12 protein-coding genes are annotated in these 15,952 nt (G+C 71.4%); 9 read left to right on the forward strand and 3 right to left on the reverse strand.

What is annotated here, in order from left to right; all coding sequences use genetic code 11:
* The first annotated feature begins 611 nt into the window (after window positions 1-611).
* From MXD61_RS11860 to MXD61_RS11875, 4 genes are all read left to right on the forward strand, one after another.
* The gene (locus MXD61_RS11860; protein WP_248812916.1) at window positions 612-827 is read left to right on the forward strand and encodes an SDR family oxidoreductase; all 216 of its coding nucleotides are present in this window, start codon (window positions 612-614) and stop codon (window positions 825-827) included.
* Window positions 828-856: 29 nt separating this feature from the next.
* Window positions 857-1,951 carry an aminoglycoside phosphotransferase family protein gene (locus MXD61_RS11865; protein WP_248812918.1) on the forward strand — a complete coding sequence of 365 codons (1,095 nt, stop codon included), beginning with the start codon at window positions 857-859 and terminating at the stop codon, window positions 1,949-1,951.
* A gap of 159 nt (window positions 1,952-2,110) precedes the next feature.
* Window positions 2,111-5,932 (forward strand): hypothetical protein, encoded by a 3,822-nt coding sequence (locus MXD61_RS11870; protein ID WP_248812920.1) that lies wholly within the window; start codon window positions 2,111-2,113, stop codon window positions 5,930-5,932.
* Window positions 5,933-5,977: 45 nt separating this feature from the next.
* Window positions 5,978-8,197 (forward strand): serine/threonine-protein kinase, encoded by a 2,220-nt coding sequence (locus MXD61_RS11875; RefSeq protein WP_248812948.1) that lies wholly within the window; start codon window positions 5,978-5,980, stop codon window positions 8,195-8,197.
* Between the two features lie 40 nt (window positions 8,198-8,237).
* Here MXD61_RS11875 and MXD61_RS11880 read toward each other — a convergent pair whose 3' ends face one another.
* A complete protein-coding gene (locus tag MXD61_RS11880) occupies window positions 8,238-10,193 on the reverse strand; it encodes a M13-type metalloendopeptidase (RefSeq protein ID WP_308222728.1) in 1,956 nt (651 codons plus the stop codon).
* A 103-nt stretch (window positions 10,194-10,296) separates the two neighbouring features.
* Here MXD61_RS11880 and MXD61_RS11885 point away from each other — a divergent pair, with 103 nt between their 5' ends.
* Both MXD61_RS11885 and MXD61_RS11890 read left to right on the forward strand, forming a co-directional pair.
* A complete protein-coding gene (locus MXD61_RS11885) occupies window positions 10,297-10,704 on the forward strand; it encodes a DUF4345 domain-containing protein (RefSeq protein WP_248812922.1) in 408 nt (135 codons plus the stop codon).
* 203 nt (window positions 10,705-10,907) lie between these two features.
* A complete protein-coding gene (locus MXD61_RS11890) occupies window positions 10,908-11,837 on the forward strand; it encodes a hypothetical protein (RefSeq protein ID WP_248812924.1) in 930 nt (309 codons plus the stop codon).
* Window positions 11,838-11,858: 21 nt separating this feature from the next.
* On the opposite strand, the gene MXD61_RS11895 is transcribed toward MXD61_RS11890, so the two are convergent.
* Both MXD61_RS11895 and MXD61_RS11900 read right to left on the reverse strand, forming a co-directional pair.
* Window positions 11,859-12,422 carry a dihydrofolate reductase family protein gene (locus tag MXD61_RS11895; RefSeq protein ID WP_248812926.1) on the reverse strand — a complete coding sequence of 188 codons (564 nt, stop codon included), beginning with the start codon at window positions 12,420-12,422 and terminating at the stop codon, window positions 11,859-11,861.
* A 96-nt stretch (window positions 12,423-12,518) separates the two neighbouring features.
* Window positions 12,519-13,148, reverse strand: coding sequence for a methylated-DNA--[protein]-cysteine S-methyltransferase (locus MXD61_RS11900; RefSeq protein WP_374628844.1), 630 nt, complete (start codon window positions 13,146-13,148; stop codon window positions 12,519-12,521).
* A 322-nt stretch (window positions 13,149-13,470) separates the two neighbouring features.
* On the opposite strand from MXD61_RS11900, the gene MXD61_RS11905 reads away from it, so the two are divergent.
* The 3 genes from MXD61_RS11905 to MXD61_RS11915 all read left to right on the forward strand — a co-directional run bounded on the left by MXD61_RS11905 (window position 13,471) and on the right by MXD61_RS11915 (window position 15,940).
* Entirely contained in the window at window positions 13,471-13,932 is a 462-nt protein-coding gene (locus MXD61_RS11905; protein ID WP_248812950.1) for a PPOX class F420-dependent oxidoreductase, read from the forward strand.
* 76 nt (window positions 13,933-14,008) lie between these two features.
* A complete protein-coding gene (locus MXD61_RS11910) occupies window positions 14,009-15,097 on the forward strand; it encodes an acyl-CoA dehydrogenase family protein (RefSeq protein WP_248812930.1) in 1,089 nt (362 codons plus the stop codon).
* A gap of 3 nt (window positions 15,098-15,100) precedes the next feature.
* Window positions 15,101-15,940, forward strand: a complete 840-nt coding sequence (locus tag MXD61_RS11915) for an acyl-CoA dehydrogenase family protein (protein ID WP_248812932.1) — start codon at window positions 15,101-15,103, stop codon at window positions 15,938-15,940.
* The last annotated feature ends 12 nt before the right edge of the window (window positions 15,941-15,952 follow it).

The raw sequence follows: 15,952 nt of genomic DNA on the forward strand, positions 1-15,952 counted from the left end.
TAGAAACGGTAGCGGTACGCCCGCTTCACCACCCGACTTCCCACACCTGACAGAATACACGATTCCCCGGTCATTCTCGCAGCCGAGTTGACGCGCTGACCCCGCCCTGAAGGACGGGGCCCGCGCGCTACGTTTCCCGGTCACCGTGGCCAGGTACGCCTCGGTGCCGGGCAGCAGAACATCGCCGTGGATCTCCTCGGCGAGCACCGCCAGCGGCGCCGCCAGCCTCGCCGCTGGCGACACCTCCAGCGGTGAGGCGGTGGCTGTCGGTGTGGACGAGGCGGTGGGCACGAGGGTGGACAGGAGCGGTCTCCGGATGGTCGTCGCGGTGGGACGACCTCACCGTGCCGGCGGCGCCTTGGTGACGGCTTGCTCCGGGCGGGCGCTGGCTTGCGGACCGCTTGCCCCGACCGGACCCGGCCGGGTGACCCGCTTGGCCGATCCTTGCGGACCGATCCTTGCGGAGCGACCCGACCGGCCGGCGGTGCGGTGAACGCTTGACCGCACGTGTGTCCAGTCCCGATTGTCGTTGCTGAGGTGGTCGCTATGCTCGCCGACTGGCGCGCCGACGGCGCCATGCCCGGCCTGCGGCTGACGACAGGGACGATCTCATGAACGAACGCCTTTCCGGTCGGGTGGTCTCGATGACACCGGGAAGCATCTTCCGGGAGAATCCGCAGTACGGCGTGTCCTACGCCCAGGTACTCAAGCAGCCCCTGTCCACCCCGGAGGAGATCGCCCGCGCGATGGTCTTCCTGGCCAGCGACGACGCCCGGTCGCTCACCGGCGTGCAGCTGCCGGTAGACCGTGGCGCCACCCTCGTCTGACCGACACCGACATCATGGAGGGAGCTCACATGCTCACGTCGAACGACGAGGTTCTCGTTGTCGAGGCACCCGACGAGGTGAGCCCGCAGTGGATGACCCGAGCGTTGCGGGCCGGCGGGACGGACCTCGAGATCGCGGCGATACGTTTCGAGCCGATCGGCACCGGCCAGACCGGCGCCAGCTACCGCTTCCACCTGGAACCGGCACCTGACCAGACCGGCCCGGCACCGGCCACCGTCGTCCTCAAGATGCACGCCGGTGACCGGGCGGCCAGAGCTCGTATCTGTCGGGCCTACCGCCAGGAGACGGGTTTCTACCAGACGTTCGCCTCGTCGACCAGAATGCAGATCCCGCGCTGCTGGAGCGCGGCCATCAGCGCCGACAGCCTGAGCTACACCCTGGTGCTCGAGGACGCCGCACCCGCCCGCCCCGGCCGGCAGGTCGACGGGTGCACCGCCGACCAGGCCACCCTCGCCGTCCGCAACCTCGCCGGCCTGCACGCGCCGTTCTGGGGTGACCCGGACCTTCAGGACCGGGCCGCCTGGCTGCGCCGCGCGGACGACGAGACGCTGCGGTTCCAGCAGTCCCTGTTCCTCGGCGCGGCCGACGGGTTCGTCGGCCGGTACGCCGCCGAGCTGTCCGCGGCCGACAGCGCGACGCTGCTGCGCTGCGCCGAGGAGTTCTTCCGGTGGGGCCAGGGGATCCGCCACCACAGCTCGCTGATCCATGGTGACTACCGGCTGGACAACCTCCTGTTCGACGAGCACGGCCACGTGGTCACCGTCGACTGGCAGACCCTCGAGGAGGGTTTCCCCGGCCGCGACCTCGCCTACTTCCTGTCGACGGCGCTGCCCCCGGCGGACCGGCGCCGCCACGAGGTCGCCCTGGTCGCCGCCTACCACCAGCGGCTGGTGGAACTCGGCGTGGACGGTTACAGCGCCGACGACTGTTTCACCGACTACCGGCTCGGCCTGCCACACGGCCCGATGACCACGATGATCGGCTGCATGTACGCGGCCGGACCCCGCTCCGCAGGCTCGGACGAGATGTTCCTGTCGATGGCGATCAACTCCGCCGCCGCCATTCGTGACCTCGACCTCTTCGACCTGCTGCCCCCTCAATGATCCGACGACGACCACCGACATCCGGCCGCACATCGCCGACTCCGAAGCGCTTCTGTCACATCCGTGTCTACGTGAACCATCCGCATTGTGGTTACGGGATGATTCCGGGGATATCACGCACCGCACCCGCGGTCGCCCCTCATCCCAAGGTGGTCACTGTTGCCGTCAGCTCAGTCGTCGAGCGCGGAGTCGGGCGGCATCCACTGTCCGTATCCAGGTCTGTCGGGATTCGACGCGGCCAGCGAACGGTGGTACTTCGGCCGGGAGCGGATGGTCTCGGATCTCGTCACGCGCGTGGGCCGGCGGCTACGCGAGGGCGGCCCGCTCGTGCTCGTGGGCGCGTCCGGTTCCGGTAAGTCCTCGCTGCTGAGGGCAGGTCTGCTGCCCGCGCTGAGCCGCGCGGGCAGCGACCTGGCGGACGCGGGCGCACCCGGGCCGGTGGCCGGGCCGCAGATCCTGCTGACGCCGGGCGAGCGCCCGCTGGCCGCCCTGCTGGACGCGCTCGCGAGCGTAGGTGTCCCGGTGACGGAGCCCGGGATGCGGGCGGGGCTGGCGGCCGCCGGGCCGCTGGCCGCGGCGCGGCGGATCACCGACCTCGCCGCGTCCCACCCGGGGCGGGGATACCTGGTGGTCGCGGTCGACCAGTTCGAGACGGTCTTCACCCTCTGTAATGACGCTGCGGAGCGGGAGACCTTCATTCGGACGTTGTGCGCGCTGGCGGATCCGCCCGCGGGCGACGATCACGGTGCCGGGCTGCCGGCGGCGTTGGTGGTGATCGGGTTGCGGGCCGATTTCTACGCCCGGTGTGCCACCTACCCCGAGCTGGTCGAGGCGCTGCAGAGCGGGCAGGTCGTCGTGGGGCCGATGACGGCGGGGGAGATCCGCGACGCCATCGTCCGGCCGGCGGCCACCATGAACGTCGACGTGGAGCCCGGCCTCGTCGAGGTGGTGCTGCGTGACCTGGGGGTGGCTGCCACATCACCGGACGACGACGACACGGGCATGGCCGCTGATCCCGGCTCGCTGCCGTTACTCGCCCACGCGCTGCGATCCGTCTGGTTCGCCCGGGACGGCTCGTCCCTGACCGTGGCGGCGTATCTGCGGGCCGGCGGGCTGACCGGGGCGATCGCGCAGACCGCCGAACAGGCGTACACGGGGCTGGACGCCGCGTCACAGCGGGCGGCCCGGGCACTGCTGATGCGGATGGTGCGTCTCGGGGAGGCGGAGCAGGACACCCGGCGCCCGGCACGGCGCGCCGACCTGCTCGCCGCCGTGCCCACACCGGAGGCGGCGACCGCGCTGGACACGCTGGTCGCGGCACGCCTGGTCGCGGCGGACGCCGACGGCCACCACGACAGCCTGCAGCTCGCCCACGAAGCACTCCTACGCTCCTGGCCGCGGCTGCGGGCCTGGCTGGAGGTCGACCGGGCCAGCGCGATCGCGCTCCAGCGGCTCACCGACGCGGCCGAGGTCTGGGCCGCCCAGCATCAGGATCCGTCCTACCTGTTCGGCGGTACCCGGCTCGCGGCGGCCCGGGAGTGGCTCGAGGCCCAACCGCATGACGCGGCGCTGTCGCCGGTGGCGCGGGAGTTCTACACGCGGAGCCTGCGGGCCGAGGAGGCCGAGCGGCTCGCGGCCGTCCGCCGGACCCGCCGCCTACGCCGATTCGTCGCCGCGCTGGCCGTGCTCGTGCTGGTGGCTGCATCGCTGGCGGGGCTGAGCTACCAGCAGAAGGTCACGGCGGCGCACGCGCGGGACCGTGCGCTGTCCCAGCGGATCGCGGCGCAGGCGGAGCTCCTGCGTTCCGGACGCCCGGCGATCGCGGCACAGCTCGGCCTGGTCGCCTACCGCACGGCGAAGACGCCGCAGGCCCGCAGCACTGTGCTGTCGTCGCTCAACGGCGGCGCCGGGGTACCGACCCGCTACCCGTCCCACCGTGGGTCCATCGGCGCGGTGACCTACAGCCCGAACGGGAAGCTGATCGCCACTGGTAGTGACGACTGGACCGCGGCGATCTGGGACGCCGCCCACCCTGACCGAAGAACACCGCTCGCGGTCGTACCCCGAGCGGGTACCGACGGCCACAGCGGCGCGGTCAAGGCGGTGGCGTTCAACCGGGATTCGACCCTGCTGGCCACCGGCGGCAGCGACCGGACAGCCAGGATCTGGGATGTCTCGACGCCCAGCCATCCCCGGCTGCTGGTGACCCTGCCCCGGACGACCTCCGATGTGTACGGGCTGGCGTTCAGCCCGGTCGCGGACCGACTCGCCGTCGGCGGCTACGGCACCACCGCGCGGATCTACGATGTGTCCGACCCGGCCCGCCCGGTCCAGCAGGGTGCTCTGACGACGAGCGATGGACGTCCGTTCCATCTGCAACCGATTGTCGCCCTGTCCTTCAGCCCTGACGGCGATTTCCTCGCCGCCGGCGACCTGGGCTCAGCAGCGATGCTCTGGTATGTGGGGCCACGCCTGCGCTATGGACCGGTGGCCATGTTGTTCTCCACCGGCGACGACGAGCTGCTCGGCTCCATCCGGGCCGTCGCGTTCGGCCGTGACGGGCACACCGTCTACACCGCCGGGGTGTCCGGGCGGATCAGCGTCTTCACCGGGCCGGACCTGCTGCACCTGTCGCGCACGGCGACTCTGGGTGTCGGCACGGCCCCGATGACCTCGCTCGCGATCGCGCCGGACGGGTTGATCGCCGCGGGTGGAGACCTGTTCAACGGGCCGGCGCTATACGACCCGGCCGCCGCGAGAACACCGAACGTCTTCGCCGACGCGACGGAACGGGCGCGGCCGTTGGCCCTGCTCAACCAGGGCGCGGTGACGTGGACCGTCGCCTTCGGCCCGGACGGGCACCAGCTGGCCACGGGGGCTGCCGACGGTGCGCTACGGATATGGGAGATCCCAGGGCCCGCGCTGTTGAACCGGTACGGCCCCACCCTGGTCTCGGCGGTCAACCCGCGCACCAACACCGTCGCCATGGTCGGCGGTTCGGTGACCGAGCTGTGGAACGTCTCGCATCCTTATCGTCCCGTCCCCCTGGCGGTCGTCTCCGACGCGCTCGCCGACGAGTACGACGCCGCGCAGGCGGCCGCGTTCACCCCGGACGGTCGGGTTCTGGCCGTCGGAACGATCAAACGGGTCTGCCTCTACGACGTCTCCGATCCGGCGAGAGCCACCATCATCGCCGTCCTGGCGGCGGGGACCGGAGGTTCGCGTTCGCTGACGTTCAGCCCGGACGGCCGCACACTGGCCGTCGGCGGCCCCCATCCGGAGCAGGCCTACTCGGCCACCGTCCAGACGTGGGACGTCCACGACCCGCGGCACCCGGCGAAACTGGCCGGTGTGATCGCGCACCGCAAAGCCGTCTCGGACGTCGGGTTCAGTCCGGACGGGCGGCTCCTCGTGTCCACCGCGGGCACGGTGCGGCTGTGGGGGGTGGGCGACCCACATCGGCTCGCCGCCGTGGCAACGCTCCCCATCTCCGGGAACGCCAGGAGCACCGCCTTCAGCCCGGATGGCCGGACCCTCGCCGTGGTGGGCGAGGACTCCCTGGCCGCCCTGTGGGACATCGCCGACCCGACCCGACCACGGCCGATCGCCACTCTGCCCGGTCACATCAGCGATGTGAACAGCGCCGAGTTCAGCCCGGACGGCCGGACCCTGGTGACCGCGGGCAACGACACCGCGGTGCGGGTCTGGGATGTCCACCGCCGTGACCGGCCTGTGCTCACCGCCGAGCTGAGCCGGTCGACGAGCGTCAGCAACAACGGCACCAGCGGCATCCCCACGGTTGGCTTCGTCGCGGATGGCACCGCGCTGGCCGCGGCGGAGTTCACCGAAGCAGGGGTGCTGTGGGATCTGAACGTCGACCAGGTGGCAGGGCGGGTCTGCGCGCAGGCCGGGGTGGGCATCACCCGGGAGGAATGGGCCGAGTTCCTACCCGATCTCCCTTACGATCCGCCCTGTGACTGACCGTCTGATGCCCATCGCGGTGCGCGGGGTCGGGCCGCCCTCGTGATGCTTGACCGGGCCCAGCTGAAGGCCGCGTTGCCCGAATACGCCATCACCCGGCTGATCGCGAGCGGCGGGTTCGGTTTCGTGGTCGCCGGCCGGCATCTGCGCCTCGACCGGCCGGTGGCTGTCAAGATCCTGATGGTGGAGTCCGATGCCGGGGTGCACCGCGACCGCGGGGCCTTCGCCGCCGAGGCCCGGCTCCTGGGACGCCTCACCCACCCGCACATCGTCCGCGTGTACGACTACGTGGAACACGACGACCTGTGCATGATCGTGATGGAGCACTGTGCGGGCGGTACCCTGCGTTCCAGAGTGACGCGGCGACCGTCGACCACGACGACGGTGGGCATCGGGCTGGCCGTCGCCACCGCGCTCGACCGGGCCCATCAGGCGCAGATCATCCACCGGGACATCAAGCCGGCGAACATCCTGTTCACCGGCGACGGCATCCTCAAGGTCTCCGACTTCGGCATTGCCAAGATCGTGGAATCCACGGGTCGGAGCACGAACACGGTGATCGGAACCCCGGCGTACATGGCTCCGGAACAGTTCACCGGAAAGCAGCTGTCCGAGGCTACGGACCTGTACGCGCTGGCAACCGTCCTGTACGAACTGTTGTGCGGCCGGCGGCCGTTTTCCCGGAACGCGCCCCCCACGCCAGCCCAGGAACACGGACACGAACAACCGCCGCCGCTGGAGCGGTCCGTTCCGCCCGAGATCGCCTCGGCCGTGCTGCGCGCCCTGCACCATGACCCTGCGCACCGCCCGGCCACGGCCTCGGTCTTCGCCCGCGACCTCGCCGACGCGGCGACGGGTGTCTTCGGCCCCTCCTGGCTGACGACCTGTGCCGTGCCGATCCACCTCACCGACGAGGTCCGGGAGGCCGTCCACCGCGGCCCCCCATCGCCACCCGTTCGGCTCCCACCACCGCTGTCTCCCGCCACCTCCTCGGCTGCCACCTTGCCGGCGTTCCGCGCATCCGTCGACCGCACCGGAACCACCGAGGCCGCCAAGGCCACCGAGGCCGCCAAGGCCGCCGAGGCCACCGAGGCCGCCAAGGCCACCAAGGCCGCCAAGGCCACCGAGGCCACCAAGGCCGCCAAGGCCACCGAGGCCACCAAGGCCACCGAGGCCGCCAAGGCCACCGAGGCCACCGAGGCCGCCGCGTCCCGCACCGGAAGCGGCGGCGGGAAGGCCGGTTCTCGGCCGCTTCGGCGCATGCCACGGCTGGTCCGCCGGACATTCACGAAGACTCGGGTCGCCCACCCTGCGGTCCGGCCCCCCGACTCGGTCGACTGTCCGATCAACAGCCCGTTCGATCTCGCCGCTGCCCACGAAAACGTCCTGTTCGTCTCCCAGCAGCTGCTACACCAGGTCAGCCGGGTGGATTTGGGACTGCTGACGGCATTGCCACTCACCCGGCCATCCACGGCGGATCTGCGCCGCGGTATCACCACGTTCGCGGGCACCGGAAAGGCGGGCCGCGGCGGCGATGGCGGGCCCGCCGCCGAAGCCGAGCTGGACAGTCCGGCGGGAATCGCGCTGGCGCCGGACGGCGCGTTGTATATCGCCGACAGCCTCAACGACCGACTGCGCCGGGTGTCCGCCGAAGGAACAATCGCCACGGTCGCCGCCGACCTGACGACGGGAGGTCTGCACCAGCCCCGCGCGGTGACGGTCGGCCTGGCCGGCGTCCGCTATCTCGCCGACACCGACCACCATCGCGTCTGGCGGATCGATCCGGGTGGTGCCACCCGGCCCGCCGCCGGCACCGGCGTTCCGGGGTTCTCCGGGGACGGCGGGCCGGCGACCGACGCCCGCCTGCACCGCCCGCAGGCACTCGCGGTGGACGCGGCGGGCCGGCTGCTCATCGCCGACCGGGGAAACCGGCGCATCCGGCGGGTCGACCAGGACGGCCGGATCGAGACGATCGCCGGCACCACCTACGGTGGCCGGACGGCCACGGCGGGCGGCCCGGCGCTCGCCCTCGACATCGGTGACCCGTACGGCCTCGCCGTCGGGCCCGACGGCACGATCGTCGTCGTGGACTCGGCGCGCAACCAGGTCCTCACGATCGCCGCGGCGGACATGACGACCCGGCTGCTCGCGAGCCCGGCCGGGCCGGTGGCGGTCACCGACCCGGGCCAGGTCACCGTCGGCCCGACCGGCACGATCTACCTCGCCCAGCCCGGCAGGCACTGCGTCACGGTCATCTTCGCCTGACGTAGACCGGTCGCGGTGTGCACCCGCGACCGGCCGTCGGTCACCAGATGCGGACTCGGTCGGCGGGGTCGAGCCAGAGGCCGTCGCCGGGGACGGTGTCGAAGACCTCGTGGAACTCGTCGAGGTTGCGGGCGATGTTGGCACGCAGGTCCGGGGGGCTGTGCGGGTCGGTGGTCAGGAACTGGCGCTCGAGTTCGGTGCGGCGCTTGGTCCGCCAGATGTACGCCCAGTTCAGGAACAGCCGGCGCCGGTCGTCGCGCGCCGCATCGCCACCCTGGGAGATCACGTAGGCCGTGTGCGCGATGGTGAGGCCGCCGAGGTCGCCGATGTTCTCGCCGACGGTGAGCGCGCCGTTGACCTTCTCGCCGGGCACCCCGCGGGTCTCGAAGCCGTTGTACTGCTCGATCAGGGTCTTCGACTTCACCTCGAAGGCGGCCTTGTCCGCCGGCGTCCACCAGTCGTTGAGGTTGCCGGCGCCGTCGTACTGCGCGCCCTGGTCGTCGAAACCGTGGCCGACCTCGTGGCCGATGACCGCGCCGATACCGCCGTAGTTCTCGGCCGGGTGGGCGTCCGGGCTGAAGAACGGGGACTGCAGAATGCCGGCGGGAAAGCAGATCTCGTTGGTGCCGGGATTGTAGTAGGCGTTGACGGTCTGCGGGAGCATGAACCATTCGTCCCGGTCCACCGGGCTGCCGATCTTGGCGAGCTCCCGGTCGGTCTCGAAGGCGCTCGCGGCCTGGGAGTTGCCCCACAGGTCATCCCGGCTGACCGTCAGCGCGGAGTAGTCGCGGAACCGGTCCGGATAGCCGATCTTCGGGCGGAAGGTCTCGAGCTTCTCGTAGGCCCGCGTCTTCGTCTCGTCGGTCATCCAGTCCAGTTTGGAGATCGACTCACGGTAGGCGGCGAGCAGGGTGACGACCAGCTCGTCCATCTGCGACTTCGCCCGCGGCGGGAAATGGCGGGCGACGTACTCGCGCCCGACCGCCTCGCCGATGGCACCCTCGACGAAGCCCACCGCCCGCTTCCACCGGGCCCGCAGCTGCGGCGTGCCGGACAGGGTGCGACCGTAGAAGTCGAAGCTGGTCTCGGCGAACTCGTCGGCCAGGTAGGGCGCGACGGCGCGCAGCACATGGCTGGTCAGCCAGTCCTGCCAAGTCTCGATCGGGGTGTCGGTGAGCACCGTGGACAGATGCTCGAAGAACGACGGCTGGCGGACGCACACCTGCGCGAGCGTGGCGTGCGGGCCGGTCAGCTGCCCGCCGAGACCGGTGACGTAGGCGTCCCAGTCGAACGCCGGGCACAGCGCCGCGATCTCGGCGGCGGTACGCAGGTTGTAGGTCTTCTGCACATCCCGGGTGTCGGCCCGCTCCCAGTGGCCCGCGGCCAGGCGGGTGTCCAGGGCCAGGACGCGCGCGGCGGCCGCCGCCGGCTCCGGGTGCTCGCCGAGCTCGAGCATCCGGGTCAGGTAGGCGACGTACTTCTCCCGGATCTCGGCGAACTTCTCGTCCCGGTAGTACGACTCGTCCGGCAGCCCGAGGCCGCCCTGGCTCAGGTGGAACAGGTAACGATCGGAGTTACGGTCGTCGGTGTCGACATAGGAGCTGAACAGGCCACGGCCACCGATCCGCTCGAACCGGCCGAGCAGCGCGGCGAACCCGCCGAGTTCCCGCAGCGCCCGCACCTCGGCGAGCAGCGGGCGCACCGGGTCGAGCCCGAGCGCCTCGACCGCGTCGACATCGAGGAACGAGTTGTACAGATCCGCGATCTTGCGTGCGTCCTCGTCCTGGGTGGCGGGGTCACGCGCGGCAAGGTCGGTGATGATGTCACGGACGTGCTGTTCGGCAGCATCGGCGAGCTGCACGAACGGCCCCCAGCTCGACCGGTCGGACGGAATCTCCGTCTCGGCGAGCCAGCGGCCGTTCACATGGCCGAACAGGTCGTCCTGCGGTCGGACGGCGGGGTCCATGCCCTCGCGGGCGTCGTCGAGGATGCTCACACCATGAAGTCTCCGCTTCAGGCCGGCCTCTGGAAAGGATTCCTGTGCCATCCGCGCTTCGAGGCCCGACCGCGCACACCCCCTCGCAGATTCGGAGAAGCCGATGGATGACGACCACGAGCGCCGCCTGGCCGCCCTGTGCCAGCTCACCGGGGGCGCCTGCGTCCTGATCAGCGCCTACCATCTCGCCCTCGGCACGACCCGCACCGTTCCCGGTGCTGGCGACGTCACCGCTTCGGTGGACTCGCACGAACGCTTCATCCTGACGATCTTCGGCGGATACGGCCTCGCCTGGCTGCGCGCCGGCCGGTCCCGTCCCATCGCCGTCGGCGAGGTGCGCGCGCTGTCCGCGCTCATGGCCGCCGGTGGAGCCAGCCGGCTGGTGTCCCTGGCCCACCGCGGCCGGCCGCACTGGTTCCATCTGATGCTTGCCAGCGTCGAGTTCGCCCTGCCCGCCGCCCTGGTCGCGCTGACCCGTGCCGACCCGCCGAGACAGGTCGTCACCGGCTGACGCCCTGACACCGGATCAACGCAGGCCAGCCGGTGCCCACCGGTCAGTACGCGTACGGGTGGCGTTGCCGGTGGGCGTCGGCCGTCGGACAGCCGGGCTGTCGCGCACCTGCCTGTCCGCACACCCGCGTTCATGCTCTGCTGGACACCGCGGCTGGCATGGCACGGATGCGCGGCACAGGTGGGGCGAGACAGGGGTGGGTCATGTCGGGGTGGGCGCAGTCGTCAGGACCTTCGCTGGGACCGGCGCCCTCCGGTCCGGTGCGGTACCTGGTGGTCTGGCCGCTACGGCTGGTCGCGTTCGCCGTCGTCCTCCCGCTGCGGCTGCTCTACGAGCTCGTGCGGCTGGTCGGCCGGTGCCTGCGGACCCTGCTGTGGGACTGGTTTCTCCACCCGGTGCTGACCGCGCTGTGGCGGTTCGTGATTGTCCCGATCGGTCGGGCGATCACCTGGGGATGGCGCCGGCTGCTCGTCCCCGCGCTGCGCGCGCTGTGGACAGCACTACGGACGGTGCTGTGGGACTGGCTGATCGCGGGTTCCGCGCGGTTGCTGTGGCTTTACGTCGTGATCCCGGCGGCCAAGGTGCTCATCGTGCTGTTCGATCTTCTGGTCGTTCGGCCGGCACACTGGTTGCGGCGGCCACTGCACTGGTTCGGACGGATGGTGCTGCTTCCGGTGCTGCGCGCGGTCGCCGCGGTCATCCGGGTGGTGGCCCACGTGGTCGCGGCGGTCGTCCGGGCCGTCGCGCGAACGGCCGCCTGGACGGTGCGCGGATTCGGCTTCCTGCTGCACCTGCTGCTCGTCCGCCCTGCGGTGTGGTTCTGGCGGACGGTGGCGACACCCACCGGGCGGGCGTTCGTCCGCACGCTGCGGGTGGTGGTGGTGCGCCCGCTGGGCTGGTGCTGGCGGACTGTCCTGGTGCCGGCCGGGCAGGCTGTGGGGTTCGCGTGGCGGCTGCTCGTCGTCACCCCGCTCTCATGGGGCTGGCGGACGGTGGTGCGCCCGATCGGCCGGGCCGTCGGCGCGACGATGTTCGTGCTGGTGGTCATGCCGACCCGCTGGGCCGACCACACCGTGTGGCGCCCGATCCGCGACGCGCTGCTCCCCCGAGACGGCCCCGCCCGCCGCGGATGACCGGAGCCAGCCGGCCCTCGGCTAGCGCGCATTCCGGTAGCGCAGGTAGACAGCCCGGGAGCCGAAGGTGCGGGTCTCGACGAGTTCGAGATCCACCCGGCGCTCGCGCCGCGGAAAAAACGGAATGCCACCGCCGACGAGTACCGGGCTGACCATGGCACGGTACTCGTCGATCAGACCCGCCTCGGCCGCCTCGGCCGCGAGCGCCGCGCCACCGATCGCGATGTCTCCCTCTCCCGGCTCGGCGCGTAGCCGCTCCACCTCCTCGACCAGACCGCCGGAAAGCAGCCGGGTGTGGCCCTGCACCACCGACAGCGTGGTGGAGAAAACCACCTTCGGGAGCGCCTTCCAGAGCGCGGCCCATTCCAGCGATGTGTCGTCAGCGGACGGATCCTGGTCGGCGGTCTCCCAGTACACCATCGTCTCGTAGAGATTTCTCCCCATCAGATGGACATCGGTCGCTCGAAGCTCCTCGATGAAGAAGCGGAAAACCTCCTCGTCCGGTTCCGACCAGTCGAAGCGGCCATCCGGCCCGACGATGTAACCATCGAGGGAAACGCCCATCGAATAGGTCACCCTGCGCATCGGCATTCTCCCCTGGGCCGGTTCTGACCGTTCGGCGGCCGGACGCGGCAGGCCTCATCGCGACGTGAGGGGCAGGGCGATGAGGCCGGTCACGCGTCAGAACAACGTGGGCGGCGCGGGTGCGAGGGCGCCTTCGATCACGAGCATGCGACGTTTGGTCTCAATGCCTCCGGGAGCCGAGAAACCGTGCATGGCTCCGCCGCTGGCCAGCACCCGGTGGCACGGCACGACGATGGGCACCGGATTGCGCCCGAGCGCCCGCCCAACCGCCTGGGCGGCGCCGGACATCCCGAGCCGCGCCGCGACCTCGCCGTAGGTGAGTGTCGACCCCGGCGGGATCGCCCGGGTCACCTCGTACACCCGCTGGTGGAACGCCGGCACCCCGCTCAGGTCAACACGCACATCGGCCAGGTCGTCCCGCGCGCCGGCCAACAACCCCGCCATCCGCGAGATCGCCACTGTCACCTCGACCGGACGCGCTCCCTGCCCGGGCTGGATCAGATCAGCGAAGCCTCCACTGCCCGACACCCGGTCGTTGGACGTCTCGCCAGAGTCGCCCCGGCGCTCACGCAGGTGACGGTGCACAAGGGCGAGGGTCGTCTCGTCCGACCCGGCGGGCAGGGAGACAGCGATCAGACCCGCTTCGCCCCAGGCGAGGCCGCAACGGCCGATCGCCGTGTCGAACAGCACGAACCCGCGGGCGGACCCGCCTCCGGTGCCGGCCACGCGGCCGACCGCATCCGGCCCGGCCCCGTCCAGCAGCCCGGCCTCATCCAGCGGCCCAGCCTCATCCAGCAGCCCGGCCTCATCCAGCCTGATGTGCGCGGGTCGTCGCGTCCCAGCGTGCATGGGCCCATCGTGCAGCACCCGTCCGACAAAAAGCCGTTCCGCGCACCTGAACGGACGGTCTCCCGCCGGGTACGGTCCGACGACCAGGGCAGCGCGCCCGAGGCGGCGCACCCGGCCCAGCGCCTCAGGGCGACCGCGCGCCCAGGGCAACGACCGGAAACGCCCACAGGGAACACCGACAGGGAACGGGGTGGCTGGCGTGGCCCGCACCATCGCGACGAACACCGAGGTCGATCTGACGGCGGCGCTGGAGTTCGCGCGGACCCGGCACCGGATGCTGCTCATCACCTACCGCGGCGACGGGTCGGCGCAGGCCTCGCCGGTCACCGGCGGGGTGGATGCCGACGGGCGGATCGTGATCTCGACCTATCCCGAGCGGGCCAAGACCCGCAACGCGCGTCGCCGGGCCGAGGTGAGTGTCGTCGTCGTCTCCGACGAGTGGAACGGACCGTGGCTGCAGATCGACGGCCGCTGCGAGGTCATCGACCTCCCGGAGGCCGCCGAGGCACTCGTCGATTACTACCGCGCGATCGCCGGCGAGCACCCTGACTGGGACGAATACCGCCAGGCGATGATCGATCAGGGCAAGTCGCTGCTGCGGATCACGGCCACCCGCAGCGGCCCGATCGCCACCGGCGGCTTCCCCTCGCGACTGGCCTGATGTGGCGGTCCTCACCATAGCGCCCGAGAGGCGAGGGGCGTCCGGATAACGTTCGGTTCGACGGGAGGAGTCGCCTGTGAACGTGAGCGAGTTCCGGACGGGCCTACGCGCCTGGCTGGAGGACAACGACCTGACCCCCGGCCCCGATGGGTCGCTGGCAGGACAGGTCGAACAGCTCGGGCGGGTGCGCCGGGCCCTGTTCGACGCCGGATGGATGCGCTACGGCTGGCCGGAGCACGTCGGCGGCCTCGGTGGTCCGGCGGTGCTGCGGGCGGTGCTCGGGGAGGAGATCGCCTCCCGTGAGCTCGCCCCACCGAACTTCTACGCGCTCATCGAGGTACTCGTCCCGACGATGATCGACTACGCTCGGCCGGAGCTCGCGGCCGAGATGGTGCCCCGACTGCTGGGCGGTGCCGAGCAGTGGTGCCAGGGCTTCTCCGAGCCGGGTTCGGGTAGTGACCTCGCGTCGCTGAGCACCAAGGCCGAGCAGCGCGGCGACACCTGGGTGGTCAACGGGCAGAAGGTGTGGACGAGCCTCGCGCAGTTCGCCCAGCGCTGTGTGCTGCTGACCCGCACCGGCCCCGGGCACGGCGGCATCACCGCGTTCTTCCTCGACATGGACACCCCGGGCATCACCGTGCGCCCGATCCTCGCGATGCACGGCGAGGAGGAGTTCTGCGAGGTCTTCTTCGACGACGTCGTGATCCCGGCCGACCGGATGCTCGGCAAGGTGGGGGATGGCTGGGCGGTGGCGGGCTCGGTACTCCCGTTCGAGCGGTCCACGTCCTTCTGGCACCGGATCAACCACCTGTACGCCCGGTTCGACCATCTGCTCGCCGAGGCCGTCGACCCGGACGAGGCCGCTCTCGGCGCGACCTACCTGGGTCTGCACACGGCCCGCTGCCGCTCGCACGGCACCCAGCTGCGGTTCGGTGAAGGTCTCCCGCTCGGCCCGGAGACGTCCGTCGACAAGGTGCTGCTGGGCACGTCCGAACAGCACCTGTACGACGCGGTGCGCGAGCTGCTGCCCGGTGCGGTCGAACTCGCCGACTCGCAGTGGCGCCCCGAGTACCTGTACTCCCGGGCGGCCACCATCTACGGCGGTAGCAGCGAGATCCAGCGCAACATCATCGCCCGCCGGCTGCTCGGCCTCGGGAAGGAATAACTCATGGACGCCGCTGAGCGGGACCTGCTCGGACAGAGCCTTCGCAAGATCATGACGTCCACCGTCGCCGGCCCGGCGCTGGACGGCGAGCTGGCCGAGCTGGGCTGGCCCGAGCTGCTCGCCGAACTGCCCGAGGTGGCCGTTCCGCTGGTGTTCGGCCTGCTCGGGGAGACGGGCACGGTCGCCTCCGTACTCAACGACGTGGTCCTCGCCGCGGCCGGCCAGGAGATCGGCGGCACCCCGTCGCTGCCCTACGCCGGCGGCCGCTGGCTGGTCTGGGCCCGTGACGTCGAACCGCCCGCCGGGGCCGGCGTCGAGAGCACCGGCCCGACCGGTGCGTTCGCGGTGCTCGACCCGGCGCTGCCGCTGCGACAGGTCGACGCCGGTGAGCCGCTGACCGAGGCCGCCCTCGCCGCCGGGCGCCGGGCGCTGGGCTGGTGGCTGGTCGGTTCGGGACGCGCGATGCTGACCCTCGCCCGGGAGCACGCGCTGGCCCGGGCCCAGTTCGGCAAGCCGATCGCCTCGTTCCAGGCCGTCCGGCACAAGCTGGCCGAGACCCTGGTCGCCCTGGACGGTGCCGAGGCCACCCTGCTGCTCGCCAGCGACGACTTCAGCTCACTGCTGGCCAAGGCCGCCGCCGGCCAGGCCGCGCTCACCGCGGCCAAACACTGCCAGCAGGTCCTCGCCGGCATCGGCTACACCACCGAACACGACCTGCACCGCCACATCGAGCGTGTCCTCGTCCTGGATGGCCTGCTCGGCTCCACGAAGGAACTCACCAAGCAGATCGGCGCCACCCTGCGCCGTGACCGCGTCGCCCCCCGCTACGCCCACCTTCTCTGAGGGGACGCGCCC

Origin of the sequence: Frankia sp. AgPm24 (genome assembly GCF_023243055.1) — a bacterium.
GTDB lineage: Bacteria > Actinomycetota > Actinomycetes > Frankiales > Frankiaceae > Frankia > Frankia umida.